The organism is Allobosea sp. FW305-C-101, from assembly GCF_058783685.1.
Map to the genome: position 1 here is coordinate 456,768 of NZ_JBYSYT010000003.1, position 23,817 is coordinate 480,584.

The following is a 23,817-nucleotide window of genomic DNA, read 5'->3' on the forward strand; positions in this document are numbered from 1 at the left end:
AAGGGTTGGCAGCGTCAGAACGGCAGGCGCTTGGGCTTGGCCCAGCGATACCAGATCGCGATCAGCATCCGCGTCAGCGTCACCGCCGTGATGACGGTGGTGAGAATGCCGAGGATGAAGACCACCGCGAAGCCGCGCACCGGGCCGGAGCCAAGCGAGAACAGCGCCACCGCCGCGATCAGCATCGTGACGTTGGAGTCGATGATCGTGGCGAAGGCGCGCTGGAAGCCGGCTTCGAGCGCCGAGACGAGGCTGCGGCCGGCATGCTCTTCTTCGCGCATGCGCTCGTAGATCAGCACGTTCGAGTCGACCGCCGTGCCGATGGTCAGCACGATGCCGGCGATGCCGGGCAGCGTCATCGTCGCGCCGAGGAAGGACATCAGGCCGAAGATCAGGCCGACATGGACCAGCAATGCGATGCTCGCGATCAGGCCGAAGATACCGTAGGTCAGGAGCATGTAGATCACCACCAGCACGGTCGCGATCAGGGTCGCTATCTTGCCGGCCTGGATCGAGTCGGCGCCGAGGCCGGGGCCGACGGTGCGCTCCTCGACGATGGTCATCTTGGCGGGCAGCGCGCCGGCGCGCAGCAGGATCGCCAGGTTGTTGACCTGCTCGACCGTGAAATTGCCGGAGATCTGGCCCGAGCCGCCCGTGATCGGCGACTGGATCACCGGCGATGAGATCACCTTGTTGTCGAGCACGATCGCGAGCGGCCGGCCGAGATTCTCGGTGGTGATCTGGCCGAAGCGCTGGGCCCCGCTGATATTGAAGCGGAAGTTCACGATCGGCGAGCCACTGCGCGAATCGAAGGCCGGCTGCGCGTCGATCAGGTTGGCGCCGTCGACGGAAGGCTCGCGCAGCACCGGAACGAGCTGACCGCCGGAATCCTGCGACGGCAGCATCTCGACATCGGCACTGTTGGCATCGCCGACGAGGCGGAACTTGAGATTCCCGGTTTCACCGAGAAGGATCTTGAGGCGTTGCGGATCCTGCAGGCCCGGCACCTGGACCAGGATGCGATCCAGCCCCTGGCGCTGGATGTTTGGCTCAGTCGTGCCGGTTCCGTCGATACGGCGCCGGATAACCTCGATCGCCTGTCCGACCGCGCGACCGATACGTTCGTTGACGCCGGCATCCGTGTTGTTGACCTGAACGAGGCCGTCGCCCGAATCCACGATTTGCAACGACATGTTGCCCGAAGGGCCGAATGCTCCAAGCGTCCCGATCGGTTGAGCGAGTTCACGCAGCTTGGTCACGACGCGGGCGCGCTGGGCCGTATCCGCGATGCGGAACTGGACGCCGCGCGGCGTCGTGGCGATGCCGCCCTGCAACGTCACGTTCTCATCGCGCAGGATGCGGCGAACATCCTCGCGCAGCTGGACGATCTGGCTGCGGATCAGCTCGGCCCGGTCGACCTCCAGCAGCACATGCGAGCCGCCCTGCAGATCGAGGCCGAGCACCACCGCATGGATCGGCAGGAAGGCGCGCGGAATCCAGGACGGCGCGTTGGTTTCGATGGCCTTGCGCGTCTCAGGCGACAAGAGGTTCGGCACGGCGAGCCCGCAGCCGATGAACAGCACGAGCAGGACGAGAATGACCTTGCGGGCCTGGAGACGAAGCATCTGCGTGAACAGCCTTGTTATCGTGCCCGGGCTCCCGAATCGGGAGCCCTAGCCACCGCATTCTCAGTTCTTGACCGGCTCGCCCTTGGAGCGGACGTCCTGGATCATGCCGCGCACGATGCGCACGCGCACGCCGTCGGCGATCTCGACCTCGATCTCGCCATCGTCAACGACCTTCGAGACCTTCGCGATCATGCCGCCGGAGGTGACGACGGTGTCGCCACGGCGCACGTTCTTGATCAGCTCCTGATGGGCCTTGGCCCGGCGCTGCTGCGGCCGGATGATCAGGAACCACATGATGACGAAGATCAGCAGGAACGGCACGAGCTGGATCAGCATGTCGGCGCCGCCACCGGCTCCTGTGGCCTGGGCGAAAGCGGGGGTGATCACGAATACACTCCTCTGGTACGGCGGCGGCACGCCGCCGACCGCGAATCTCTGGATGGAAGACGCAAGCCAAAACCACCGCCCGGCCGCAAAATCGCGCGGACTATAGCCAGCAACGCCATGAAATCAATCGGACGCGCCCGGTCTCCCATGCGCGATCCCTCACCTATGGGCTGGCTGCCATTCGCGCAATGCCCCTTGCGCGCGATCCACGGCGTGGTTTAGCTAGCGGCGTGAACCGTACCGGACGGTACGGTACGGTTCGACGGAACGAAACGAAGGCCACGCCGCCATGACCACGACCGAGACCGACCAGACGCTCGCCACGCTGCTGCGCATCGCCGACGCGCTGGAGCGCATCGCCCCGCCCCGCCGCAAGGCCGCCGACCTCAAGGCCGCCGACGCCTTCGTCTGGCAGGCAGCGGGCTCGGAGCTCGTGCCGGTTCCGAAGGTCAACCGCGTCGCACTCTCGCTTTTGCGCGGTGTCGACCGCGTCCGCGACACGCTGGCCGAGAATACCGAGCGCTTCGCCAAGGGCCTGCCGGCCAATAACGTGCTGCTCTGGGGCGCGCGCGGCATGGGCAAGTCCTCGCTGGTCAAGGCTGTTCATGCCGACACCAACCTGCGCCTCGCCAAGGACGCGCTGCCGCTGAAGCTGATCGAGATCCACCGCGAGGATATCGAGAGCCTGCCGGGGCTGATGAGCCAGCTGCGCAACGATCCGCACCGCGCCATCGTCTTCTGCGACGATCTGTCCTTCGACAGCGACGACACCTCCTACAAGTCATTGAAGGCGGTGCTCGACGGCGGCGTCGAGGGGCGCCCGGACAATGTCGTGTTCTACGCCACCTCGAATCGGCGCCACCTGCTGCCGCGCGACATGATGGACAACGAGCGCTCGACCTCGATCAATCCGGGCGAGGCGATCGAGGAGAAGGTCTCGCTCTCGGACCGCTTCGGCCTCTGGCTCGGCTTCCACAAGTGCAGCCAGGACGAGTACCTGGAGATGATCAACGGCTATGCCGGCCATTTCGGGCTGGATGTAGCCGCAGACGAACTGCGCCGCGACGCGCTGGAATGGTCGACGACGCGCGGCTCCCGCTCCGGCCGCACCGCCTGGCAATACATCCAGGACCTCGCCGGCCGTCTGGGCCGGAAGCTGGAAGCGTGAAGACGCGTCATTCTCGGGCTTGACCCGAGAATCTCATGACCAGAGGCACTGGGTTCCGAGATGCCCGGGTCAAGCCCGGGCATGACGACCTAGAAGAAGCACAAACGAAAACGGGGCCGCCCTTTTCTGGGGCAGCCCCGTTCTTTTCGATCGGGAGGGTCTCGCGGAACCGATCGAAGGGTGAAACCTTGTCCGCGGCTCCGGTATCAGTTGTTCAGGTAGGGTGTCGGATCGACCGGCGCGGAACCCTTGCGCAGTTCGAAATGGAGCTGCGGCGAGGAGACGTTGCCGGTCTGGCCCGAGTTGGCGACGACCTGACCGCGCTTGACCGTATCGCCGCGCTTCACCTTGAGCTCGCCGTTATGGGCGTAAGCCGAGACATAGCCGTTCGGGTGGCGGATCAGGACGAGATTGCCGTAGCCCTTCAGCTCGCTGCCGGCATAGGCGACGGTGCCGCCCTCGGCCGCCTTGACCGGCGTGCCTTCGGGAACCGCGATGTTGATGCCCTCGTTGCCGCCCTTGCCGCTATAGCCGGAGATCACGCGGCCGCGAGCCGGCCAGCGGAAATCCGCCTTGTCGGCCGAAGAGGTTTCCTCTTCCTGCTTCGGAATGCTGGCGGTGGTCTTCGGCTCGGGCGCGGGCTCGGCCTTCGGGATCGCGGTCGGCTTCGGCTCGGCGGCCGGAGCACTCGCCACGACCACCGGCTTGGCGGCCGGCGCAGCGGTCTTGAGCGGCTTCGCTTCGGGCGCAGGCTTCACAGCGGCAACCGGCGCAGCCGCGGGCTTGGCAGCCGGCGTCGGCAGGGCGGCACCCGTCTTGCGGGCATCGGCCTTGGCCTTCGCTTCGGCAGCGAACCGGGCGCGCGATTCCTTCATGGCCTGCGCATCGGCGGCAACCTTCGCCTTGGCTTCAGCGGCAGCAGCAGCCTTCGCTTCGGCAGCGGCCTTGGCCTGCGCCTTCGGATCGACGGCGGCCGGCGGGGTCACACGCGGGGCGGCCGACGGGCCGGCAACGAAACGCTGCGTCTCGGCGGGAGCCTGGGCAACCTGCCGGGCGGGCGCCGGAGCCGAGGCAGCAGAAGCGGAAGCGTTATAGACGGGAATGGTGATGCGCGTGCCGGGGGCGACATTCGCATTGCTCAGCCCGTTCGCCGACATGATGGCGGCACGCGGCACGCCATAGCGCGACGAGATCGTGTCGAGCGTCTCACCCTGGGCAAGTACGACGGGCGTGCCGCCCTGCGCGGACCAGCCGGCGGAACCACCGGAAACGGACTGCGGAGCAGGCGAGCTCAGCGCAACGGAGGATTGCGGCGGCGGCAGGGGCTGCGCCCGGACCAGCGGCGCGGAAGCCACCGGCTGCAGCGGCGCGCTCGACACCTGGCCGATGGAGCCGGTCGTAACCGGATCGCGCATGGGAGCAGGCGCCTGAGCCGACTTGAAGGGACTGTCGAATGGCGTCTCGGTGAAACGCATCGTATCCGACGAGCACGCGCTGACGCCGATGGCGAACAGGCACACCGTGGACAAACGACGGAGAGCGCGGGGATTGATCGATCCGGCTTGGCTACGCATGAACTGAGTACTCGCGAACGACGCAACTCGATGAGGCCGATTAAAGTCCCGTTGAGCTTAATTTCGCGTAAACGCCCTCGAAAATCTGGTTGATGCCGCTGGCGGCGCGAATAGCCCGAGGCCGGATGCACGCACTTGCCGCTCTCCGGCTGGATCACCGAATTGCGGCGGCATCGCGCTTGCGCTAACGCAACGGCATGTTTCGAGTGGCACTCCCCTGTTTCGCGCTTCTTTTCGGTCACACGGCCCTGTCGGCCGAGCCGATTCTGAAGCAGATGCACGGAACCTGGCGGTCGGAAAAGCAGATGGTCGTGATCGACACCGAGAGAATGCTCGGCAATATCGACAGCGCCCGGCCGTTCCAGCGCGATGCGCTGAGATTGCGCGACATTTCCGGTCGGATGGTCGTCTTCGAGATCGGCAGCAGGCGCTTCATCGGCTTCTTCGACCGCAACGAGCTGCGCCTGACCGGCGACGGCATCGAGGGCTCCGATATCCTGCGGCGCCGATAGCCGCATCGGCCAATCGTTACAGGGCGCGCGACCGACCGGGGATCAAGGGTGGCAGGCGCAGCGCCGGGCCGGTTGCGTGATCGAACTGCCCGTCTTCCAGATGCGTCACCACCACCCGCCGCGCCGCGCCGTCTATGCGCAGAGCACCGACGAGGCGCCCGCCCGGCGAGAGCCGCGCCAGCAACGCCTCCGGCACCGCCTGGGTGACGCCATTGACGAGGATGCGGTCGAAATGGCCGAGCGTCCGGTCCGGCTGGAAGCCGTCGGCATGACGCAGATCGATCGCGCCGCCGAAACCGCTGCCCGAGACCCGCTCATGCGCCGCCAGCGCCAGCGAACGGTAGCGCTCCAGCGAGACGACCTCACCGCCCATCGCGGCGAGCAGCGCCGAGACATAGCCGGAACCGGTCCCGACCTCGAGCACCCGCGCGCCCGGCTGCATGTCGAGCGCGCCGAGCAGGTTGGCGACAGTATGCGGCGCCGTCATCGTCTGGCCGCAGGGCAGCGGCACCGAGACGTCCTGCCGGGCGAGATCGGCGAAGCGGGCCGGCGCGAAACGGTCGCGCGGCACCCGCTCCATCGCGCGCAGCAGCGCGAGATCGCGCACGCCCCGCGCGCGGAGCGAGAGCAGGAAGGCGACGGTGCGCTCGCCTTCGCTGGCCGGCGCGTCCTCGCTCATGCCCCTCCCCGCTCCCGGCTCAGGCGAAGAGCTGCGCGAAGCGCGTCAGCGTCGGCTCATGCGTCAGGTCGAGTTCGAGCGGCGTGATCGAGATGCGCTTCTCGGCCAGCGCCTTCAGGTCGGTGCCGTTGGCCGGCTCCTTGCCGCTGCGCTGGAAGGCGATCCAGTAATAGGGATTGCCGCGGCCGTCCTTGCGCGGCTCCAGCTGCACCAGCTCCTGGTCGCGCCGGCCCTGCACGGTGACCGCGACGCCCTCGACCTCGTCCGGCCCCGCATTGGGGAAGTTGAGGTTGAACAGCACGCCCTCCGGAATGCCCTCCTCCAGCAACCGGCGGATGATGCCCGGCGCATGGCTCTCGGCGCAGTCCCAGCGGATCGAATCGCGATTGCCGGGCGAATAGGCTTGGCTCACCGCGATCGAGGGCACGCCGAGCAACGTGCCTTCCATGGCGGCGGCGATGGTGCCGGAATAGGTCACGTCCTCGGCGACGTTCGAGCCCCGGTTGACGCCGGAGAGCACGAGGTCGGGCCGCGCATCGGCCATGACCGAGCGCACCGCCATGATCACGCAATCGGTCGGCGTGCCCTGCACCGCGAAGCGCTTCTCGTCGATCTGGCGCAGGCGCAGCGGATTGGACAGCGACAGCGAATGCGCGACGCCCGACTGGTCGGTCTCGGGCGCCACGACCCAAACATCGTCCGAGAGCTGGCGCGCGATGCGCTCCAGCACGGCGAGGCCCTCGGCATGGATGCCGTCATCATTGGTGACGAGGATACGCATGTCTCAGGCCGCCTTCTCGATCCGCGTCACGCCGCGCATATAGGGCACCAGCACTTCCGGCACGGTGATCGAGCCGTCGGCGTTCTGGTAGTTCTCCATCACCGCGATCAGCGCGCGGCCGACAGCCGTGCCCGAGCCGTTGAGGGTGTGCACGAAGAACGGGCCCTTGCCGTCCTTCGTCTTGTAGCGTGCATTCATGCGGCGCGCCTGGAAATCGCCGCAGACCGAGCAGGACGAGATCTCGCGATAGGTCTTCTGGCCGGGCAACCAGGCCTCGATGTCCCAGGTCTTCTGCGAGGCGAAGCCCATATCGCCGGTGCACAAGGTCATCACGCGATAATGCAGGTCGAGCTTCTTCAGCACGGCCTCGGCGCAGGCGAGCATGCGCTCATGCTCCTCGCGCGACTTCTCCGGCGCGGTGATCGAGACAAGCTCGACCTTCTCGAACTGGTGCTGGCGCAGCATGCCGCGCGTATCGCGCCCGGCCGAGCCGGCCTCCGAGCGGAAGCAGGGTGTCAGCGCGGTGAATCGAAGCGGCAGCTCTTCCTCGGAGAGGATTGATTCCCTTGCCAGATTGGTCAGCGGCACCTCGGCGGTGGGGATCAGCCAATGCTCCTCGCCGGCCCGGAACTGGTCCTCGCGGAACTTCGGCAGTTGAGCCGTGCCGAACATCGCATCGTCACGCACGAGCAGCGGCGGGTTCACTTCGGTATAGCCGTGATCTTCCGTGTGCGTGTCGAGCATGAACTGCCCGATCGCCCGCGACAGCCGCGCGATCTGGCTCTGCAGCACGACGAAGCGCGAGCCGGAGAGCTTGGCCGCCTTCTCGAAATCCATCTGGCCGAGCGCCTCGCCCAGCTCGAAATGCTGCTTGGGATCGTTGACGCCCTTGAGCAGCCCGCGCTCCTCCGGCTTCACGCCATGGACATGCAGCACGACATTGCCATGCTCGTCGGCGCCATCCGGCACATCGTCGAAGGGCGCGTTCGGGATCGCGGCGAGCTTCTCGTCGAGCGCATCCTTGGCGGCCTTCTCCTCGGCCTCCAGCGCCGGCTGCTGCTCCTTGAGCGCCGCAACCTCTGCCTTAAGTTTGTCGGCGAGCGCGACATCCTTCGCGCCCATCGCCTTGCCGATCTCCTTGGAGAGGGCATTGCGGCGCTCCTGCGTGGCCTGCGCCTTAGCGATCGACGAGCGGCGGACGTCATCGAGTTCGAGCAGCGAGGACGACAGCGGCGCCAGGCCCCTGCGTTCAAGCCCCTTGTCGAACGCCGTGGCGTTCTCGCGAATCCATCTGATGTCGTACATCGTCGTCCGGCCATGCCATCGCTGCGGAATGCAGCGACGCATGCTCTAGACCGGGATCGCGCGCGAGGGAACCACCCCTCGTGTCATTCCGGGCGGAAGCGGAGATCCGTTACTCCGCCTCGTCCTCTTCCGCCTTCTTCGCCTCGCTCTTCTTCTCGACGCGGCGCACCGAGAAGATCGAGAGTTCGTAGAGCAGCATCATCGGGATCGCGAGCATGAGCTGCGAGATCACGTCCGGCGGGGTCAGCACCGCCGCCACGACGAAGACGAAGACGATGGCGTAGCGGCGCTTTTCCTTCAGGAACTTCGAATCGATGATGCCGGCCTGCCCGAGCAGGGTCAGGATCACCGGCAGCTGGAAGGCGATGCCGAAGGCGAAGATCAGCGTCATGATCAGCGAGAGATATTCGCTGACCTTGGGCAGGAGCGCGATGCCGGCCTGCCCGTCCGTCGCAGTCTGCTGCATGCCGATCGAGAACTTCATCAGCACCGGCATGGCGAAGAAGAACACCATCGCCGCACCGGCGACGAAGAAGACCGGCGTCGCGACCAGATAAGGTGCAAAAGCCTGCTTCTCGTTCTTGTAGAGCCCCGGCGCGACGAACTTGTAGATTTGCGTCGCGATCACCGGGAAAGCCAGGAAGCCCGCGCCGAAGGCCGCGATCTTGATCTGGGTGAACAGATATTCCAGCGGCGCGGTGTAGATCAGCTGGACGTTCGCGCCCGGCCCCGCCGCCCAGATATAGGGCTGGACCAGGATGTTGTAGATCTGCGTCGCCAGCGCGAAGCAGAGGAAGAACATCAGCAGGAAGGCGATCAGCGACTTGATCAATCGCGAGCGCAATTCGACGAGATGCTCGATGAGCGGCGCGCGCGAGGCCTCGATCTCGTCCTCGCCGTCGCGAGGATTGGCGACGCTCATGCGGAGTTCTCCTCGCCCTTGGCGGTCTTGCGCTTGCGGGCGGCAGGCTTGGCGGGTTCAGGCGGCGCGGCCGCGACCACAGCCTTCGGCTTGCGCGCAGCAGCGGCTTTCGGAGCCTTGGCCGGCGCGGCCACGACCGGAGCCGGTGCTTCGACGATGGCCGGAGCCTCGGCAACCTTGGCGCTACGCTTGCGGACAGGCTTCGCCGGTGTCGGCTCGGCCACGGCAACCGGAGCAGCAGGCGCCTCGACGACGACAGGAGCAGGCTCGGCCGCGGTCTTACGCGACCGCTTCGGCTTGTCGGCGGGCTTCGGCGCCTCAGTTGCGATCTCGACCGGCGGCAAGGGTGCCGGCAGCGGCAGCGAAGCGAGCTTGGCCTCGGCCTCCTTCAAGGCGGCCTCGTCCGGCTTCGGAGCCTCCGGCTTGGCCGTATCGAACTCCTTCGGGGTATCGATCGGCTTGAAATCGTTGTTCAGCGCGCTCGACACCGATCCGCCGACATCCTCGACCTGCTTCTTCAGGTCGGCGAGCTCGGCCTCGCGCATCGCGTCGTTGAACTGCCCCTGGAATTCCGAGGCCATGCGCCTGACACGGCCAATCGTCTGGCCGACCGTGCGCAGGGCCTTGGGCAGGTCCTTCGGGCCGATCACAACCAGCGCCACCGCGCCGATCAGCACCATCTCGCTCCAGGCGATGTCGAACATCGACGGCTCGTCCTCTCAAGCCCGTGCCCCGGAGGGCACGGCGGCATCAGGCCTTGTGCTCGGCCTTGGCCTGGGCCTGGGCGGCGGCGTTGTCGGCCTTCGTCTGGTCGATCACCTTGGGGTCGACGGTCGTGGCGGTCGGCGCCGCCGTCTCGTCATCCTCGGCCATGCCCTTCTTGAACGACTTGATGCCCTTCGCGACGTCGCCCATCAATTCGGAAACCTTGCCGCGCCCGAACAGCAGCATCACGATGACGCCGACGACGATCCAGTGCCAAATGCTCACGCCACCCATGGCGAAACTCCTCCGAAATTGCGTCGACCGGGGAATGGCCCCAACCAAATCCTTGTCCGGTCGCTTGTTCGGCGGCGGAACCTATTGATCCGCAGCCGGAAACACAAGGACTTCGTCCGACGGAATCTCGACCCCGATCTCGTCGCCCACCTCGATCTCATCCGAGAGCGGCGCGCGCACCGACAAGGCCCGATCGAAGCCGTCCACCGTCACCTGAAGGTGATCGGCCTCGCCGAGGAAGCGCCGTGCCGTCAGTCGTCCGCGCAGATAATAGCCCTTCGGCACGATGCGGACGCGATGAGGCCGGATGCAGGCGACGGCCATCGATCCTTCCGCCACTCCGGGCGCCGCGAAGCGGCCGAGCGGCGTATCGACCGCCCCATCCGAAACCCGGCCCTCGATCTCCGTCAGATCGCAGAAAAATCGGGCGGCAAAGAGGCTGGCCGGGCGTCGATAGAGCTCCTCGCCCGTCCCAATCTGGACGATGCGCCCTGCCCGCATCAGCACGATACGGTCGGCGATGCGCATCGCGTCCTCCGGATCATGCGTGACGATGATCGAGGTCGCGCCGGTTTCCTCCAGCAGGGCGGCGGTCTCGTCGCGCACAACGTCGCGCAAACGCCGGTCGAGATTGGAGAAGGGCTCGTCCATCAGCAGCACGCCCGGCCGCGGCGCGATCGCGCGGGCCAGCGCCACGCGCTGCTGCTCGCCACCCGAGAGCATATGCGGATAGGAATCGGCGAGTTCCGAGAGGCCGACCCGGCCCAGCGCCCGCAAGGCGGTCGCATCCGCCGCCGCCGGTGCCTGGCCGCGCAGGCCGAAGCGGACATTGTCGCGCACCGAAAGATGCGGGAACAGCGCATAATCCTGGAAAACGAAGCCCACCCCGCGATGCTCCGGCTCGACGAAGCGATCGGGCGCCGAGACGTCGTGCCCCTCCAGCAGGACGCGCCCCGCGCTCGGCCGCTCGACCCCGGCCGCGAGCCTGAGCAGCGTCGTCTTGCCGCAGCCGGATTGGCCCAGAAGCGCGACGATCTCGCCGGGTTTGACGGAAAGCGAGACATCGGACAGCGCCGTCACCGCACCGAAGCGCTGCGTGACGTTCTCGAAGCCGAGCGCCATCGGGATCGCCGCGCCGGCCGTGCCGCGCCGGCCCCAGCCGAGCCATCCTGATTTGGTTTCCGCCAAGGTCGATACCGCTCCGGCCGTTCCATCCCGGCCGATGGCCGGGTCCATCACCCCTGTTGCGATCCGCCTTCGCCGTCGTCAAGCGGGCTGAACAGGTCGCCCAGCGGGTCCTCGTCGTCGCGCAAGGACGGATCGTCGTCAGGGACCGGCACGGCGAGGTCGCGCGTCAGGCGCCCTTCGATGAAGCCTGTGCCCTTCAGCTCTTCCAGCCCCGGCAGGTCGTCGATGCGGTCGAGCCCGAAATGATCGAGGAAGCCCGGCGTCGTGCCATAGGTGATCGGCCGGCCGGGCGAGCGCCGCCGCCCGCGAAGACGGACCCAGCCCGCCTCCAGCAGGATGTCGAGCGTTCCCTTGGCGGTGGCGACGCCACGGATCTCCTCGATCTCGGCCCGCGTCACCGGCTGGTGATAGGCGATGATCGACAGCACTTCGAGCGCGGCCCGCGACAGCCGGCGCGGCGGCTCCGCCTCGGCGGCGAGCAGGTAGCCGAGATCCGGCGCCGTCCGGAACGCCCAGCCGCCGGCGACCTGGCGCAGATTGACTCCACGCAAGGCATAATTCTCCGCGAGCCGGGCCAGCACCTGCTCGATCGCGATGCCGGCGGGAATGGCGCGGCCAAGCGCCTCGGCGGTCAGCGGCGCTGCGGAGGCGAAGAGCAACGCCTCGACGACGCGCAGCGCCAGCGAAAAGGCCTCCGCCCCGCCATCGGTCTCGACATCCTCGGGTTCAGCCGCCGCGCCGGTCATGAAGCATCCTTGGCGGCGAAGGGCAGCCCTTCCGGCCGGGCCGAGCGGCGGCGCACCTGGATCGGCGCGAAGGCCTCGTCCTGCCGGAGGTCGAGCACCCCTTCCCGCACCATCTCGAGCATCGCCGACAGGGCGGAGGCCCGGACTGTCGCCCGCATCTCCCGTGCCTGCAGACCGTGAGAGGCCATGTACTGCATGAGATAATCGTCGAGCTCGGTCCAGTCGCCGGCCGCGCCGACCAAACGTTGCAGCGCCTCGCGCGCCTCGACCAGCGACCAGACGGCACGATGGCCAACCGAGATATGCCCCTGCACCCGCTTCTGCCGCTGCTGGGCATAGGCTGCGAGCAGGTCGTAAAGCTCCGCCTCCCAGACCGGCCGGGCGCCCGCCACGATCTCCTCCGGCGCACCACGCGCAAACACGTCCTGCCCCAGCCGCTCGCGGGCCGAGAGCTTGTTGGCAGCGGCACGGATCGCCTCCAGCCGGCGCAGACGCAAGGCGAGTGCCGTCGCCAGATCGGCGGCGCTCGGCTCCTCGCCCTTGGGCGGTTCCGGCAGCAGCAGGCGCGACTTGAGATAGGCGAGCCAGGCCGCCATCACGAGATAGTCGGCGGCGAGCTCCAGCCGCAGCGCCCGCGCCTCCTCGACGAAGGTGAGGTATTGCTCGGCCAGCGCCAGGATCGAGATGCGGTGCAGATCGACCTTCTGCCGGCGCGCGAGATCGAGCAGCAGATCGAGCGGGCCTTCATAGCCGTCGACATCGACGACGAGCGAAGGCTCGCCCGCGCGCTCGGCGCGGTCTTCCTCGAATGGCAATTCGGCCGTCATCGAAGGCCCTGCCCCACCTGTCATCCCCAAAGGCGCAGATTCGGCCGTTCAGGCGCTCAAGGCAAGCGCGGCGGCGATCTCGGCGCGCGCGGCCTCCAGATCGACGGGCTCCGGCTCATGCCGGATGCGGCCGAGCGCAGCGTTAGCGCGGCGGGCGCGGGCGCCGGTCATCTCCGGCACGGCCCCGGCGACGGCGATCATCTCGTCCATGATGCCGTGGCAATGCAGGATGACGTCGACGCCGGCCCGGATCGCGGCCCGCGACTTGGCCTCGAACGAGCCCGACAGCGCCTTCATCGAGATGTCGTCGGTCATGATCAGCCCGTCGAAGCCGAGTTCGCCGCGCATGATCTCGCGCACGATCTTGCGGGAGATGGTCGCCGGGTTCTTCGAATCGAGCGCGGTGAAGACGAGATGCGCGGTCATCGCCAAGGGCATGTCGGCGAGGTGCCGGAACGGCCGGAAATCATGCGCCCTGAGCTCGTCCAGCGAGGCATCGACGATCGGCAGGTCATGATGGCTGTCGGCGCGTGCCCGGCCATGACCGGGCATGTGCTTAACGACCGGCAGCACGCCGCCGGCAATCAGCCCCTCGGCCGCCGCCCGGCCGAGCCGCGCGACCTGATCGGGGTCATGCGCATAGGCGCGGTCGCCGATCACGTCATGGCTGCCGGCGACCGGCACGTCGAGCACCGGCAGGCAATCGACATCGATGCCGACGCTCTTCAGGTCATGCGCCATCAGGCGGGCGTTGAGGCGAACGATCTCACGCTGGCGGATGGGATCGTTGATCGCGAGGAAGGCACGGGCCGACTGGTATTTCGGCCAGTTCGGCGGCCCCATGCGCTGGACCCGCCCGCCCTCCTGATCGATCAGGACCGGCGCGTGCCACCCGACCGTCTCGCGCATCTCGGCGGTCAGCGCCGCGACCTGCTCGGGCGACTGCGTGTTGCGCTTGAAGACGATGAAGCCCCAGGGCCTCGCGTCGCGGAAGAAGGCCCGCTCGTCCGGGTTAAGGCTCGTGCCGAGGCAACCGGCGATGAAGGCGCGCGATGTCATGGCACCGGGTTACGGCATCGGCCCGAAAAGGGAAATGCGGTTTTCGGACAATGCCGGCGCGGGAATACAGAAAGCAGTGCGGGCGCGGTCATGAACCGACTGCGCCCGCACAACTTGTCACTTCACCTGCTGGTAGTTCTGCGCGTTGAACGCGTCGAAGGGCAGCTCGGCAATGCGGAACCAGAGCTGCTCCTTCTTCCAGTACGGCAGGAAGGAATCGTAGAAGGTCTTGAAATTGGCGTTGCTGGCGGCGAGCTCGCCATACATCGCGAAGGCCTCCTTGAACGCCGCCGTCATCACCTCTTGCGGGAAGGGGCGCAGCTCGGCGCCGGTGCCGGCAAGGCGGATCAGCGCGTCGGGGTTGTTGTGGTCGTACTTGGCCAGGCAATTCATGTTGGCCTCGGCGCAGGCCGCCTCGACGATCGCCTTGTAGGAAGCCGGCAGCTCGTTCCACTTGTCCTGGTTGGCGAGGAAGCTGACATTGGCGTTCCCCTCCCAGAAACCGGGATAGTAGTAGTACTTGGCGACCTTCACGAAGCCGAGCTTCTCATCGTCATAGGGACCGGAGAACTCGACCGCGTCGAGCGTGCCGCGCTCCAGCGCCGGGTAGATGTCACCGCCGCCGATGGTCTGCGGCACGACGCCGAGGCGCGCCATGATCCGCCCGCCAAGGCCGGCGATGCGGAACTTCAGGCCCTTCAGGTCTTCAAGCGACTTGATCTCCTTGCGGAACCAGCCGCCCATCTGCGCACCGGTATTGCCCGACGGGATGGTGTGGACGTTGTAGCCCTTCATGAAGGCGCGGCAGAGCTCGAGACCGCCGCCCTGATAGAGCCAGGCATTCTGCTGGCGGGCGTTGAAGCCGAAGGGCAGCGAGGTCTCGAAGGCGAAGGCCGGGTCCTTGCCGATATAGAAGCTCGCCAGCGTATGGCTGCACTCGACGGTGCCGTTCTGTACGGCGTCGAGCGCCTGCAGGGCCGGCACGATCTCGCCCGGCGCGAAGACCTGGATCTGGAAATTGTTGTCGGTCGCCTCGGCCACGCGCTTCGCGACATGGGTCGAGATGCCATAGAGCGTGTCGAGGCTCTTGGGGTAGCTGGAGGTCAGGCGCCAATTGATCTTGGGCTGCGACTGCGCAATCGCGGGCGCGGCGATGACGGCGCTGCCTGCGGCGCCGGCACCGGCGACCTTGACGAACTTGCGGCGATCCATGGGTTTACCTCCAGCGTTCTGCCGGCCAGCCATTTCGCGGCAGGCCACACGTTGTTGGGGAGGCTACTCGCATGGCCGAACGCATGAAACAAGCGTGGCAAGACACCCTGTCATGCGTCTGATTCAAATGAGAACGGCGGCGCCCGATGGGCGCCGCCGTCATGTCTCGTCACAGGTCGATCGCGATCAGTTCTTCGCGATGAAGCACTGTCCGCCGGCGGCCTGGAGCGCCGAGCACATCGAGGTCGCATCCTCGCGGGAATAAGGCCCGACGCGGAGGCGGAACACAGTCTTGCCACCGGCAAGCTCGGTCTTGCGGACGATCGGCGCCTGGCCGCCGAGCTGCTGCGGATACTTGCGCTGGAGTGCCGCGAAGGTGGCGCGGGCCTCCGTCTCGCTGCCGGGCGCGCCGAGCTGCACCACGAAATCACCGGTGCCGGCGCGCACAGCGGCCGTCGCCGGGGCCGGCGGCACGGCAGCCGGAGCAGCGCTGGCGAGGCGGGTCGGAGCGGCAGGCGTGGTCGCAGCCGGCGGCGTGGTGGCACGAGCCTCGACCTTGGGGGCGGCCGCGGGAGCCTGAGCAGCGCGAGGCTGCGCAAGCGCGGGATTCGTCGCCTGCCCGCCGATCGAGCGGCTCGGCGCCGAGCCGGTCGCGATCGGCTGATCGACGGCGATCGGGTTCTGTGCCGGCGTGCCGTCCGGACGGATCGAGACGGTACGGACCTTGCGCGGCTCGCCGAGACCCGGCACCGGCGGCATCGGGGTCAGGCCCGGCTCCGGCGGCGCAATGCTGCGCTCGGGTGCGCTCGGAGCGGCGGCCAGTGCCGTGCCGGAACCGGTGACCACGCGCGGCGGCATCGAGCGGGCGGCCTGCTGGACGTCGACCGGCTGCTCCTCGTTGTTCACGACCTTGCTCTGCGCCTGAGGGGCATCAGGGCTGCGCTCGTAGATCTGCTTGTTCTGGTTCGGAATCTCGGCGCCGCCGGGATTGGCGGGCGCGACCTTGACCGGGCTGGAATCGGCCGCAATCACCGGAGGCTGGCCGTCCTTGGTCGCCGAGCCACCACGCAGGGTGAAGGCGGCGCCAACGCCGACGAGACCGACGGCGATGACCGCAGCCGCGGCCCAGAGCCCCTTGCGCGAGCGGCGCGGCTCCAGGTCCGGCATGTCGTCTTCGCCATATTCGGGAGCCGGCATAGCCTGCTGGGCGTGGCCGTAATCATAGGCCGGCGCCTCATCGGCATAGGCAGCCTGCGCGTGATGCGGCAGCGGAGCCTCGTCGAGATCGCGCGGCTGGGCCGCGCCCTGGATCGCAGCCGGGCGGGCATAGGGCAGCGGCTCGGGCAGATCGAAATCGGGCTCGAAATCCCGCTGAACCGGGGCAGGCGCAGGCGCCTCCGCCCGGCGCGGCTCGGTGCGGCGCAGCAGCGCCTCGAACTCGTCGAGCGCGCCGCGCATCTCGGCCGGCGGCTGGCTCACCTCGGGCACGGCCGGAGCAGGCTGCTGCGGCACGACCTCGAAGCTGGGCTCCTGGCGCATCGCCGGGCGCGGCGGCTGGCGCCGCTCGGCGAAGATGTCCTTGAGCGGATCGTCCTGCCCGACGATGCGGGTCAGTTCCGCAAGCGGGTCGGCCTGCTGCCCCGGGCGGGGCGTCTGCCCTGCTCCGCGCAGCTGGCGCTCGAGATCTTCGAGATCGAGCGCGAAACGGTTCCTAGCTGGCTCACTCATGGTACGATCCATTCCAGCACAAGCCGCCTCTTCCTATGGAAGAACCGGGAACTCTGTGCGGTCAACCTGACCTTGTGCGCGCCGCCGGAAAAGCTTTTCCGTCAGCGCATCTCTTCCGGCGCCGCAACTCCGGCGACAGCCAGACCGGAAGCAAGGACGCTGCGCACCGCGTGCACGAACGCCAATCTCGCCAAGGTCGACTTTCGATCAGTTTGATTAACGAACCGTAATTGCGGCGAGTCTTTGCCCTTGTTCCAGAGGGAATGGAAGGCGCTCGCCAGTTCATGCACGAAGAAGGCCACGCGATGCGGCTCGTGAGCTGCGGCAGCGCCTTCGATGATTCGCGGATAGGAAGCGAGCATCTTGACGATGCCGACCTCCGCCTCGTCGGTCAGGATCGAGAGATCGGCCCCGGCCAGCGCCGGCGTCGAGAGATCGAGATCGGGAAACGCCTCGCGCGCCTGCCGGAAGATCGAGGCGCAGCGCGCATGCGCGTACTGGACGTAGAAGACCGGGTTGTCCTTCGACTGCTCGACGACCTTGCCGAGATCGAAATCCAGCGTCGCATCGTTCTTGCGGAAGATCATCATGAAGCGCACCGCATCGCGGCCGACCTCGTCGATGACCTCACGCAGCGTGACGAAATCGCCGGAGCGCTTCGACATGCGCACCTGCTCGCCGTTGCGCAGCAGGCGCACGAGCTGGCAGAGCTTGACGTCGAGCGAGCCCTGCCCGCCCGTGACGGCCTTCACGGCCGCCTGCATGCGCTTGACATAGCCGCCATGGTCAGCGCCCCAGACGTCGATCATCTCCGGGAAGCCGCGCATGAACTTGGAGCGGTGATAGGCGATGTCGTTGGCGAAATAAGTGTAGCTGCCGTCGGACTTCAACAGCGGCCGGTCGACATCGTCGCCGAACTTGGTGGCGCGGAACAGCGTCTGCTCGCGGTCCTCCCAATCCTCGTCCTTCTGGCCCTTCGGCGGCGGCAGCCGGCCTTCATAGACGAGGTCGCGCGCCCGCAGGTCCTCGATGGTCTGGTGCACGGCGTTGGCATTGCCGTCCCGCCCCTGCAGCGAGCGCTCCGAGAAGAAGAGTTCGTGGACGACGCCGAGCGCGGCGAGATCGTCGCGGATCATCGCCATCATGCCGTCGATCGCCGCCTGCCGGACGAGCGGCAGCCAGTCCCATTCCGCCTTGTCGCACAGCGACGGCCCATACTGTTCGGCCAGCGTCTTGCCGACCGAGACCAGATAGTCGCCGGGATAGAGCCCCTCGGGGATCGCGCCGATATCCTCGCCCAGCGCCTCGCGGTAGCGCAGGAAGGCGGAGCGGGCGAGCACATCGACCTGCGCGCCGGCATCGTTGATGTAGTATTCGCGGGTGACGTCATGGCCGGCAAAGGCGAGCAGGCTCGCCAACGCATCGCCGAACACCGCACCGCGGCCATGGCCGACATGCATCGGCCCGGTCGGGTTGGCCGAGACATACTCGACATTGACCCTGGGCTCGGGCTTCGGCGTGCCGCGCCCGTAATCCAGCCCCGCCTCGATCGCCGCCTTCAGCACCGCCGTGAACACGGCCGGCTGCAGCGTCAGGTTGATGAAGCCGGGGCCAGCGATCTCGGCCTTGGTGATCTCCGGGTCCTTCGACAGTTCCTCGACCAGCAGCGTCGCCAGCGCGCGCGGATTGGTGCCGGCATCCTTGGCCAGAACCATCGCGGCATTGGTGGCGAGGTCGCCATGGGCCGGATCCTTGGTCGGCTCGACCACGACACGCGCGAGATTGAGGCCGGCCGGAAGCGCGCCTCGCTCGGCAAGGCCTGAGAGCGCGGCATGAAGACGGGCGGAATAGGTCTCGAACAGGTTCATTGCGGCCACGATTGCGGATGGGAAGCCGCCCGGCCCTATCGCAGCGAGGGGGTGGCGTCAAACAGGCGGCGGTGCTCGTCGAGCGCGTACCAGTCCGTCATCCCCGCGATATAGTCGGCAATACGGCGGGCGCGGCGGTGTTCGTCGAGCGGATCGCAGCCCGCCGCCCACTCCTCCGGCATCGTCGCCGGATCGGCGCTGAAGCGCTGGAACAGGTCGCGCACCACCTGCGCCGCATCGGCCCGGATCGGCGCGATGCGCGGGTGGCGATACATGTTCGGATACAGAAAACCCTTGATGTCGCGATCGGCGGCCTCGATCGCCGGCGAGAACGCGATGACCGGAGCATCCGCCCGCCGGATCGCGTCGGCATCGGCGGGCATCAGCGCTATCAGGCGCCGCTGCGATTCCGCGATCACGTCCTCGACGAAGCGCGTGATCACCCGACGCACCAGTTCGTTGGTGGCACGCGCCCGCTCCAGCCCCGGATGACGCCGCTCGATCTCGTCGAGCAATTCGGCAAGGAACGGCACCGCCCGGAGCTCGGCATGGCCGAACAGCCCGGCGCGCAAGCCGTCATCGATGTCATGGGCGTTGTAGGCGATGTCGTCGGCCAGCGCAGCAGCCTGCGCTTCGGCCGAGGCATAGCTGTCGAGCCAGAGGTCCTGACGCTCCTGATACTCGACGATCGCGATGGGGATGCCGTTCTTGGCATAGCGCGCCGTGGGCCTGCCCTGATGGTCGAGCAGCGGGCCGTTATGCTTGACCAGCCCCTCCAGCGTCTCCCAGCTCAGGTTGAGCCCGTCGAAATCGGCATAGCGCCGCTCCAGCCGCGTCACGATCCGGAGCGTCTGGGCGTTGTGGTCGAAGCCGCCGAACCCGGCCATGCATTCTTCCAGCGCATCCTCGCCGGTATGGCCGAAGGGCGTGTGGCCAAGGTCATGCGCCAGCGCCAGGGCCTCGGCCAGATCCTCGTCGAGGCCGAGCGCACGCGCCAAGGCTCGGGCGATCTGCGCCACCTCGATCGTATGGGTCAGGCGCGTCCGGTAATGGTCGCCCTCATGCGAGACGAAGACCTGCGTCTTGTGCTTCAGCCGGCGGAAGGCGGTCGAATGGATGATGCGGTCGCGGTCGCGCTGGAACTCGCCACGCGTCGCCGAGGCCGGCTCCGCCACCAGCCGCCCGCGGCTCGTCGTCGAGCGGCAGGCATAGGGCGCGCGCCAGCGCTCCCCCGGCTCGGTGCCGGGCGCGAAGGAAAAGCCGGGCGGCTGGTTCTGTGGATGCGGCATGGCTGCCCCGTCGCGCGCCCGTGCTTGTAGAGGCGCTGCCGGGCCATTACCTTCCCGGGTAACCAGGGTGCAAGGAGCATCTGCCCAAGGAGCCCCGAATATGTCGACCGATCTTGCGGTCAACCCGCGCGGCATCGCAGTCACCGCGAATGCCGCCAAACGGATCATCTCGGTGATGGCGCAGGAGCCGCCGGGATCGATGCTGCGCGTCAGCGTGGCCGGCGGCGGCTGCTCCGGCTTCCAGTACATCTTCGATGTGGATCGGGAAAAGACGGCGGACGATCTCGTGATCGAGCGCGACGGCGCGACCGTCCTGATCGACGAAACCTCGCTCGACCTCCTCGAAGGCTGCACGATCGACTTCGTCGACGACCTGATCGGTCAGTCCTTCCGCATCACCAATCCGAACGCGACCAGTTCCTGCGGCTGCGGGACATCCTTCGCGGTCTAAGGCTCAGGCGGCATTCCCGGCAGCGCGCTTCAGGACGGGCTTGCCGTACTGGCCGAGACGGGCGATCTCGGAATCGAGAACGACCTCGCCGAAGACCCTGACGAGATCGCGGTCGAGCTTTCCGCCCATCGCGACGAGCGTCGCATAGGCATCGCCCGGCGGCATCGGCGGCTTGTAGCTGCGCCGCTCGATCAGGGCGGCATAGACGTCGCAGATCGTGATGATCCGCACCGGATCAGGAATCTCGCCCGCACCGAGGCCGTGCGGGTAACCCGAGCCGTCGAGATATTCGTGATGCGAAAGCACCACGGCGAGGACCAGTGGCGCGAATCCCCCCTGCGCGACCAGCATGTCATGGCCGATCCCGGGATGCTCGCGCATGACCTCGCGCTCCTCCGGCGAGAGGCCCGCGGGCTTGCGCAGGATATCGAGGGGAATCCGGGCCTTGCCGATATCATGCAGGACGGCCGCCTCGGCGATCAGCCGCCGGTCGGCCTCGCGGAAGCCGAGCCGCTGGGCGAAAGCCGCGGCCAGCCCTGAGACGAGCAGACAATGCTGGTAGGTGGCATCGTCGTGCCGCCACACCATGTCGAGCCAGGCGTTCAGGTCGCCGCCATCGGCTGCACGGTTGAGGGCGGTGACGCTGTCCTCGATCGCCCTCATCGGCAATCCGGCGCCGGACTCAGCCGCCGCCATCAGATCGGAGAGTGCCGCCGAGGCCGCTACGAAACGCTTCCCGAGCGCGGCCGCGGCACCGGACTGGCCGGGTGGGGCCAGCAGCAGCCCGACCTTGTCGAGCAGCACGGCAGTGGGAACATCGGCCGGCAGGATTTCCGTCGCGCCGAGCGCATTGGCCTGAATCTGGCAGCGGCTCGACATGTCGCGGAGCAGGAAGATGCAATGCACACCGGCATGCAGGCGCGGCGCGAGCGCCGCACGCGCCGCCTCGATGCTCGATCGTTCGGAGAGGTCGACATCGACGACGAGAAGGCTGGCGCCTTCACGCGGGGCATCCCCGCCACTGCCAGGCGACAGCACCGCGCACGGACCCCAGATCGAGAGAATCCGCTGCAGCGCCTGACGGCGTTCGTCGTGATCACTGAGCAGAAGAACGATGACGCGGCCTCCGAGGAAGCCAGCATCTGAAAACCGCGCGGATTGATGAACCGTAAAGGCGGTCGCGAATACTGGGACTGATCGCAAACAAAATGGAACGCGAAGCGAAACCGAAGGGGCGGTTGCCTCTCCGGTCTCCGCGCAACTCAGTGCGCGACGGTGGCGCCGCCGCCCTGTTCCAGATGGATTTCGGCAGCCATCAGGCCCTTCGGTCCGGGTCCGTAGCGCACCAGAACCGTCTGTCCCGGAATGAGCTCAACGAGACCGTAGCGGCGCAGCGTCTCCATATGGACGAAGATGTCCGGTGCACCCTCGCCCTTCGAGACGAAGCCGAAGCCGCGCAGGCGGTTGAACCACTTCACCACCATGCGCTCGAGCCCGCTCGTCGGCGAGACCGCGACATTGGTGCGCGCCATCGGCATCTCGGAGGGATGGCGGCCGGCGGAGGTGTCGATCGAGAGCACGCGCACGGCCTGGCGGCCCCGCGCCTTCTCGACGGCTTCGAGCACGATGCGAGCCCCTTCCGCTATCGTATTGAATCCGTCGCGCTTCAGGATCGTGACATGGAGCAGGACATCGGCGCCGCCGGTCTCCGGCACGACGAAGCCATAGCCCTTGGAGACATCGAACCACTTGACGTAGCCGGTGACCTCGACCGGTACCTCCGTCGCGTGGCTGCCCGGCCCATCGAGCCGCATGACACGATTGAGTGACTGGATGGGACCCATCGGTGGCCGCCCGCTCTCACCGAATTCGTCGGACATGTGCCGCTCACCCCCACGCGCAACGCTTGATTCGCGTTGTCACGATACCATTGCTGCCGATTCAGGATACAGCCCCGAAAAATTCGTCCACATCATCCAACGCCTCCGATGGCTGGGCAGAGCAGCCCGTCGGCGGAAGCATGACGGCCGTGGCAAGGGCCATGGCATGATGCCGGAACGCCACATCAACCGGATTCGCCATGCTCGACCTGCCCACGCTCGCGCTCTTCACCGCCGCGGCGGCGGTCCTCACGGCCACGCCCGGCCCCGACATGCTGCTGATCGCCTCGCGCAGCCTGAGCCAGGGGCGGATGGCCGGCCTCCTCACCTATGCCGGCATCGCCATCGGCAGCTACCTCCAGGCCTTCGCCGCGGCCTTCGGCCTGTCCCAGCTCTTCCTCCTCGTGCCCACGGCCTATGACGTGCTGCGCTGGGTCGGCGCGGCCTACCTCGCCTATCTCGCCTGGACGACCCTGCACTCGCAGGCGCCGCTTTTCGCGCCCGGCCGCGTCGCCACCGTCCCGCTGCGGCGCATCTTCCTGCAGGGGCTCTGGACCAACCTGCTCAACCCGAAGATGGCGCTGTTCATGCTGGCGCTGCTGCCGCAGTTCCTGAAGCCGGAGCTGGGCTCGATCGCGCTTCAGGTCGTCGTCCTCGCGACGATCCTGAACGTCATGGGCCTGCTGATGAGCGGCATCGTCATCCTCGCGGCGAGCCGCATCGGCCAGGCGCTGGCAAGCCGGCCGGCGCTGGCGCGGCTGCCGCAAAGGCTGATGGGCGCGGTCTTCGGCGGCCTCGCGATCAGGCTGGCACTCGCCTCGCGGGACTAGCCTGCCAGCGCTCCCAGCACTGCGCCGCTCTCGGCCCGAATGACGAGATCGGCGATCGGATCGAGCTCGGTCGGCTCGCGATTGAGGATGACGAGCTTCGCCCCCTGCCGCTTGGCGATCACGGGCAGGGTCGCCGCCGGAAAGACCACCAGCGACGAGCCGACGACGAGGAAGAGGTCGCATTCCAGCGCCAGCATCTGCGCCCGCTTCATCGCCTCCTGCGGCATGGCTTGCCCGAAGGAGATCGTTGCGGATTTCACCGGCCCGCCGCAGATCATGCATTCGGGCGGCTCGCCGGTGGCCTCAAAGACCGGCCGGATTGCCGCCAGTTCATGTCGCCAGCCGCAGGTCAGGCAGGTCGCGTAGGTGCCGTTGCCATGGAGTTCGATGACCTTGTCCTCGGGCACCCCGGAGGCCTGATGCAGGCCGTCGATATTCTGGGTGACGATGGCGGGCGAACGCCCCTCCGCCACCAGCCGGGCGAGCGCGCGATGGCCGCTATTCGGCTCCGCACCGCGATAATGGTCGTCCATCGTGAACTTGCGGCGCCAGGCCTCGATGCGGACCTCGCGGCTCTCGACGAAGGCGTCGTAGGGAATCGGCTTGTTGACCATCCAGGGCGACCCGGGCGTGCGGAAATCCGGCACGCCCGATTCCGTCGAGATGCCGGCGCCGGTGAAGCTGACAATGCTGTCCGCCTCGTCGAGCAGTTCCTGCAGCGCAGCGATGGCATCCTCGGTCTCGTCCTGCATGCGCTCGCCCGATCGCTGGATTGGAAGTGCTC

25 protein-coding genes are annotated in these 23,817 nt (G+C 67.4%); 5 read left to right on the plus strand and 20 right to left on the minus strand.

Annotated features, from left to right (window positions below; genetic code table 11):
* Positions 1 to 14 precede the first annotated feature (14 nt).
* Both secD and yajC read right to left on the minus strand, forming a co-directional pair.
* Positions 15 to 1,625 (minus strand): protein translocase subunit SecD, encoded by a 1,611-nt coding sequence (gene secD, locus AC3WMA_RS16875; RefSeq protein ID WP_492286524.1) that lies wholly within the window; start codon positions 1,623 to 1,625, stop codon positions 15 to 17.
* Positions 1,626 to 1,688: 63 nt separating this feature from the next.
* Positions 1,689 to 1,964 (minus strand): preprotein translocase subunit YajC, encoded by a 276-nt coding sequence (gene yajC / locus AC3WMA_RS16880; protein ID WP_257733051.1) that lies wholly within the window; start codon positions 1,962 to 1,964, stop codon positions 1,689 to 1,691.
* Between the two features lie 340 nt (positions 1,965 to 2,304).
* On the opposite strand from yajC, the gene AC3WMA_RS16885 reads away from it, so the two are divergent.
* Positions 2,305 to 3,183: an ATP-binding protein gene (locus tag AC3WMA_RS16885; RefSeq protein WP_492286525.1), complete on the plus strand. Its 879-nt coding sequence runs from the start codon at positions 2,305 to 2,307 to the stop codon at positions 3,181 to 3,183.
* A gap of 206 nt (positions 3,184 to 3,389) precedes the next feature.
* Here AC3WMA_RS16885 and AC3WMA_RS16890 read toward each other — a convergent pair whose 3' ends face one another.
* Positions 3,390 to 4,598 carry a peptidoglycan DD-metalloendopeptidase family protein gene (locus AC3WMA_RS16890; protein ID WP_492286526.1) on the minus strand — a complete coding sequence of 403 codons (1,209 nt, stop codon included), beginning with the start codon at positions 4,596 to 4,598 and terminating at the stop codon, positions 3,390 to 3,392.
* Positions 4,599 to 5,062: 464 nt separating this feature from the next.
* On the opposite strand from AC3WMA_RS16890, the gene AC3WMA_RS16895 reads away from it, so the two are divergent.
* Positions 5,063 to 5,269 (plus strand): hypothetical protein, encoded by a 207-nt coding sequence (locus AC3WMA_RS16895; protein ID WP_492286527.1) that lies wholly within the window; start codon positions 5,063 to 5,065, stop codon positions 5,267 to 5,269.
* Positions 5,270 to 5,285: 16 nt separating this feature from the next.
* On the opposite strand, the gene AC3WMA_RS16900 is transcribed toward AC3WMA_RS16895, so the two are convergent.
* From AC3WMA_RS16900 to AC3WMA_RS16965, 14 genes are all read right to left on the minus strand, one after another.
* Entirely contained in the window at positions 5,286 to 5,948 is a 663-nt protein-coding gene (locus AC3WMA_RS16900) for a protein-L-isoaspartate O-methyltransferase family protein (RefSeq protein ID WP_492286528.1), read from the minus strand.
* Positions 5,949 to 5,967: 19 nt separating this feature from the next.
* On the minus strand, positions 5,968 to 6,729 hold the full coding sequence (gene surE / locus AC3WMA_RS16905) for a 5'/3'-nucleotidase SurE (protein WP_492286529.1): 762 nt from the start codon (positions 6,727 to 6,729) through the stop codon (positions 5,968 to 5,970).
* A gap of 3 nt (positions 6,730 to 6,732) precedes the next feature.
* Positions 6,733 to 8,034: a serine--tRNA ligase gene (gene serS, locus AC3WMA_RS16910; protein WP_492286530.1), complete on the minus strand. Its 1,302-nt coding sequence runs from the start codon at positions 8,032 to 8,034 to the stop codon at positions 6,733 to 6,735.
* A 109-nt stretch (positions 8,035 to 8,143) separates the two neighbouring features.
* Positions 8,144 to 8,956: a twin-arginine translocase subunit TatC gene (gene tatC, locus AC3WMA_RS16915; protein WP_492286531.1), complete on the minus strand. Its 813-nt coding sequence runs from the start codon at positions 8,954 to 8,956 to the stop codon at positions 8,144 to 8,146.
* A complete protein-coding gene (gene tatB, locus AC3WMA_RS16920; RefSeq protein WP_492286532.1) occupies positions 8,953 to 9,660 on the minus strand; it encodes a Sec-independent protein translocase protein TatB in 708 nt (235 codons plus the stop codon). Before tatB ends, tatC begins: the two co-directional genes overlap by 4 nt.
* A 46-nt stretch (positions 9,661 to 9,706) precedes the next feature.
* The gene (locus tag AC3WMA_RS16925; RefSeq protein WP_454656670.1) at positions 9,707 to 9,955 is read right to left on the minus strand and encodes a twin-arginine translocase TatA/TatE family subunit; all 249 of its coding nucleotides are present in this window, start codon (positions 9,953 to 9,955) and stop codon (positions 9,707 to 9,709) included.
* Between the two features lie 81 nt (positions 9,956 to 10,036).
* Positions 10,037 to 11,143 carry an ABC transporter ATP-binding protein gene (locus tag AC3WMA_RS16930; RefSeq protein WP_492286533.1) on the minus strand — a complete coding sequence of 369 codons (1,107 nt, stop codon included), beginning with the start codon at positions 11,141 to 11,143 and terminating at the stop codon, positions 10,037 to 10,039.
* A 47-nt stretch (positions 11,144 to 11,190) separates the two neighbouring features.
* Positions 11,191 to 11,889 (minus strand): SMC-Scp complex subunit ScpB, encoded by a 699-nt coding sequence (gene scpB, locus AC3WMA_RS16935; RefSeq protein ID WP_492286534.1) that lies wholly within the window; start codon positions 11,887 to 11,889, stop codon positions 11,191 to 11,193.
* Entirely contained in the window at positions 11,886 to 12,716 is an 831-nt protein-coding gene (locus AC3WMA_RS16940) for a segregation and condensation protein A (protein WP_492286535.1), read from the minus strand. Before AC3WMA_RS16940 ends, scpB begins: the two co-directional genes overlap by 4 nt.
* A 48-nt stretch (positions 12,717 to 12,764) precedes the next feature.
* Complete coding sequence (gene nagZ, locus AC3WMA_RS16945) at positions 12,765 to 13,775, minus strand: beta-N-acetylhexosaminidase (RefSeq protein WP_492286536.1); 1,011 nt, start codon at positions 13,773 to 13,775, stop codon at positions 12,765 to 12,767.
* A 117-nt stretch (positions 13,776 to 13,892) separates the two neighbouring features.
* Positions 13,893 to 14,987: a TRAP transporter substrate-binding protein gene (locus AC3WMA_RS16950; protein ID WP_492286537.1), complete on the minus strand. Its 1,095-nt coding sequence runs from the start codon at positions 14,985 to 14,987 to the stop codon at positions 13,893 to 13,895.
* 186 nt (positions 14,988 to 15,173) lie between these two features.
* Positions 15,174 to 16,715: an SPOR domain-containing protein gene (locus AC3WMA_RS16955; protein WP_492286538.1), complete on the minus strand. Its 1,542-nt coding sequence runs from the start codon at positions 16,713 to 16,715 to the stop codon at positions 15,174 to 15,176.
* A 101-nt stretch (positions 16,716 to 16,816) separates the two neighbouring features.
* Positions 16,817 to 18,583: an arginine--tRNA ligase gene (argS, locus tag AC3WMA_RS16960; protein ID WP_492286539.1), complete on the minus strand. Its 1,767-nt coding sequence runs from the start codon at positions 18,581 to 18,583 to the stop codon at positions 16,817 to 16,819.
* Between the two features lie 35 nt (positions 18,584 to 18,618).
* Positions 18,619 to 19,872 carry a deoxyguanosinetriphosphate triphosphohydrolase gene (locus AC3WMA_RS16965; protein ID WP_492286540.1) on the minus strand — a complete coding sequence of 418 codons (1,254 nt, stop codon included), beginning with the start codon at positions 19,870 to 19,872 and terminating at the stop codon, positions 18,619 to 18,621.
* Positions 19,873 to 19,972: 100 nt separating this feature from the next.
* Here AC3WMA_RS16965 and AC3WMA_RS16970 point away from each other — a divergent pair, with 100 nt between their 5' ends.
* Positions 19,973 to 20,323: a HesB/IscA family protein gene (locus AC3WMA_RS16970; protein WP_492286541.1), complete on the plus strand. Its 351-nt coding sequence runs from the start codon at positions 19,973 to 19,975 to the stop codon at positions 20,321 to 20,323.
* 3 nt (positions 20,324 to 20,326) lie between these two features.
* Here AC3WMA_RS16970 and AC3WMA_RS16975 read toward each other — a convergent pair whose 3' ends face one another.
* Complete coding sequence (locus AC3WMA_RS16975; RefSeq protein ID WP_492286542.1) at positions 20,327 to 21,202, minus strand: HD-GYP domain-containing protein; 876 nt, start codon at positions 21,200 to 21,202, stop codon at positions 20,327 to 20,329.
* A 21-nt stretch (positions 21,203 to 21,223) separates the two neighbouring features.
* Here AC3WMA_RS16975 and AC3WMA_RS16980 point away from each other — a divergent pair, with 21 nt between their 5' ends.
* Positions 21,224 to 21,469 carry a hypothetical protein gene (locus AC3WMA_RS16980; RefSeq protein ID WP_492286543.1) on the plus strand — a complete coding sequence of 82 codons (246 nt, stop codon included), beginning with the start codon at positions 21,224 to 21,226 and terminating at the stop codon, positions 21,467 to 21,469.
* A gap of 116 nt (positions 21,470 to 21,585) precedes the next feature.
* On the opposite strand, the gene AC3WMA_RS16985 is transcribed toward AC3WMA_RS16980, so the two are convergent.
* Positions 21,586 to 22,137 (minus strand): cold-shock protein, encoded by a 552-nt coding sequence (locus AC3WMA_RS16985; protein ID WP_492286621.1) that lies wholly within the window; start codon positions 22,135 to 22,137, stop codon positions 21,586 to 21,588.
* 266 nt (positions 22,138 to 22,403) lie between these two features.
* Between AC3WMA_RS16985 and AC3WMA_RS16990 the strand changes: the two genes are divergently transcribed.
* Entirely contained in the window at positions 22,404 to 23,033 is a 630-nt protein-coding gene (locus tag AC3WMA_RS16990; RefSeq protein WP_492286544.1) for a LysE family translocator, read from the plus strand.
* On the opposite strand, the gene AC3WMA_RS16995 is transcribed toward AC3WMA_RS16990, so the two are convergent.
* Positions 23,030 to 23,785 carry an SIR2 family NAD-dependent protein deacylase gene (locus AC3WMA_RS16995; protein WP_492286545.1) on the minus strand — a complete coding sequence of 252 codons (756 nt, stop codon included), beginning with the start codon at positions 23,783 to 23,785 and terminating at the stop codon, positions 23,030 to 23,032. The two genes, AC3WMA_RS16990 and AC3WMA_RS16995, sit on opposite strands and share 4 nt — an antisense overlap.
* Positions 23,786 to 23,817 lie beyond the last annotated feature (32 nt).

Bases quoted from the DNA above. Each gene is read 5' to 3' on its own strand.
- AC3WMA_RS16895 (WP_492286527.1), top strand. From the start codon at position 5,063: ATGGTCGTGATCGACACCGAGAGAATGCTCGGCAATATCGACAGCGCC.
- AC3WMA_RS16885 (WP_492286525.1), top strand. From the start codon at position 2,305: ATGACCACGACCGAGACCGACCAGACGCTCGCCACGCTGCTGCGCATC.
- tatB (WP_492286532.1), bottom strand. From the start codon at position 9,660: ATGTTCGACATCGCCTGGAGCGAGATGGTGCTGATCGGCGCGGTGGCG.
- AC3WMA_RS16975 (WP_492286542.1), bottom strand. From the start codon at position 21,202: ATGTCGAGCCGCTGCCAGATTCAGGCCAATGCGCTCGGCGCGACGGAA.
- nagZ (WP_492286536.1), bottom strand. From the start codon at position 13,775: ATGACATCGCGCGCCTTCATCGCCGGTTGCCTCGGCACGAGCCTTAAC.
- serS (WP_492286530.1), bottom strand. From the start codon at position 8,034: ATGTACGACATCAGATGGATTCGCGAGAACGCCACGGCGTTCGACAAG.
- AC3WMA_RS16980 (WP_492286543.1), top strand. From the start codon at position 21,224: ATGCACACCGGCATGCAGGCGCGGCGCGAGCGCCGCACGCGCCGCCTC.
- AC3WMA_RS16890 (WP_492286526.1), bottom strand. From the start codon at position 4,598: ATGCGCGATCCGGTTACGACCGGCTCCATCGGCCAGGTGTCGAGCGCG.
- argS (WP_492286539.1), bottom strand. From the start codon at position 18,583: ATGAACCTGTTCGAGACCTATTCCGCCCGTCTTCATGCCGCGCTCTCA.
- AC3WMA_RS16950 (WP_492286537.1), bottom strand. From the start codon at position 14,987: ATGGATCGCCGCAAGTTCGTCAAGGTCGCCGGTGCCGGCGCCGCAGGC.
- yajC (WP_257733051.1), bottom strand. From the start codon at position 1,964: ATGCTGATCCAGCTCGTGCCGTTCCTGCTGATCTTCGTCATCATGTGG.
- AC3WMA_RS16995 (WP_492286545.1), bottom strand. From the start codon at position 23,785: ATGCAGGACGAGACCGAGGATGCCATCGCTGCGCTGCAGGAACTGCTC.
- AC3WMA_RS16985 (WP_492286621.1), bottom strand. From the start codon at position 22,137: ATGCGGCTCGATGGGCCGGGCAGCCACGCGACGGAGGTACCGGTCGAG.
- AC3WMA_RS16965 (WP_492286540.1), bottom strand. From the start codon at position 19,872: ATGCCGCATCCACAGAACCAGCCGCCCGGCTTTTCCTTCGCGCCCGGC.
- AC3WMA_RS16940 (WP_492286535.1), bottom strand. From the start codon at position 12,716: ATGACGGCCGAATTGCCATTCGAGGAAGACCGCGCCGAGCGCGCGGGC.
- AC3WMA_RS16990 (WP_492286544.1), top strand. From the start codon at position 22,404: ATGCTCGACCTGCCCACGCTCGCGCTCTTCACCGCCGCGGCGGCGGTC.
- AC3WMA_RS16925 (WP_454656670.1), bottom strand. From the start codon at position 9,955: ATGGGTGGCGTGAGCATTTGGCACTGGATCGTCGTCGGCGTCATCGTG.
- secD (WP_492286524.1), bottom strand. From the start codon at position 1,625: ATGCTTCGTCTCCAGGCCCGCAAGGTCATTCTCGTCCTGCTCGTGCTG.
- tatC (WP_492286531.1), bottom strand. From the start codon at position 8,956: ATGAGCGTCGCCAATCCTCGCGACGGCGAGGACGAGATCGAGGCCTCG.
- AC3WMA_RS16900 (WP_492286528.1), bottom strand. From the start codon at position 5,948: ATGAGCGAGGACGCGCCGGCCAGCGAAGGCGAGCGCACCGTCGCCTTC.
- AC3WMA_RS16955 (WP_492286538.1), bottom strand. From the start codon at position 16,715: ATGAGTGAGCCAGCTAGGAACCGTTTCGCGCTCGATCTCGAAGATCTC.
- AC3WMA_RS16970 (WP_492286541.1), top strand. From the start codon at position 19,973: ATGTCGACCGATCTTGCGGTCAACCCGCGCGGCATCGCAGTCACCGCG.
- surE (WP_492286529.1), bottom strand. From the start codon at position 6,729: ATGCGTATCCTCGTCACCAATGATGACGGCATCCATGCCGAGGGCCTC.
- scpB (WP_492286534.1), bottom strand. From the start codon at position 11,889: ATGACCGGCGCGGCGGCTGAACCCGAGGATGTCGAGACCGATGGCGGG.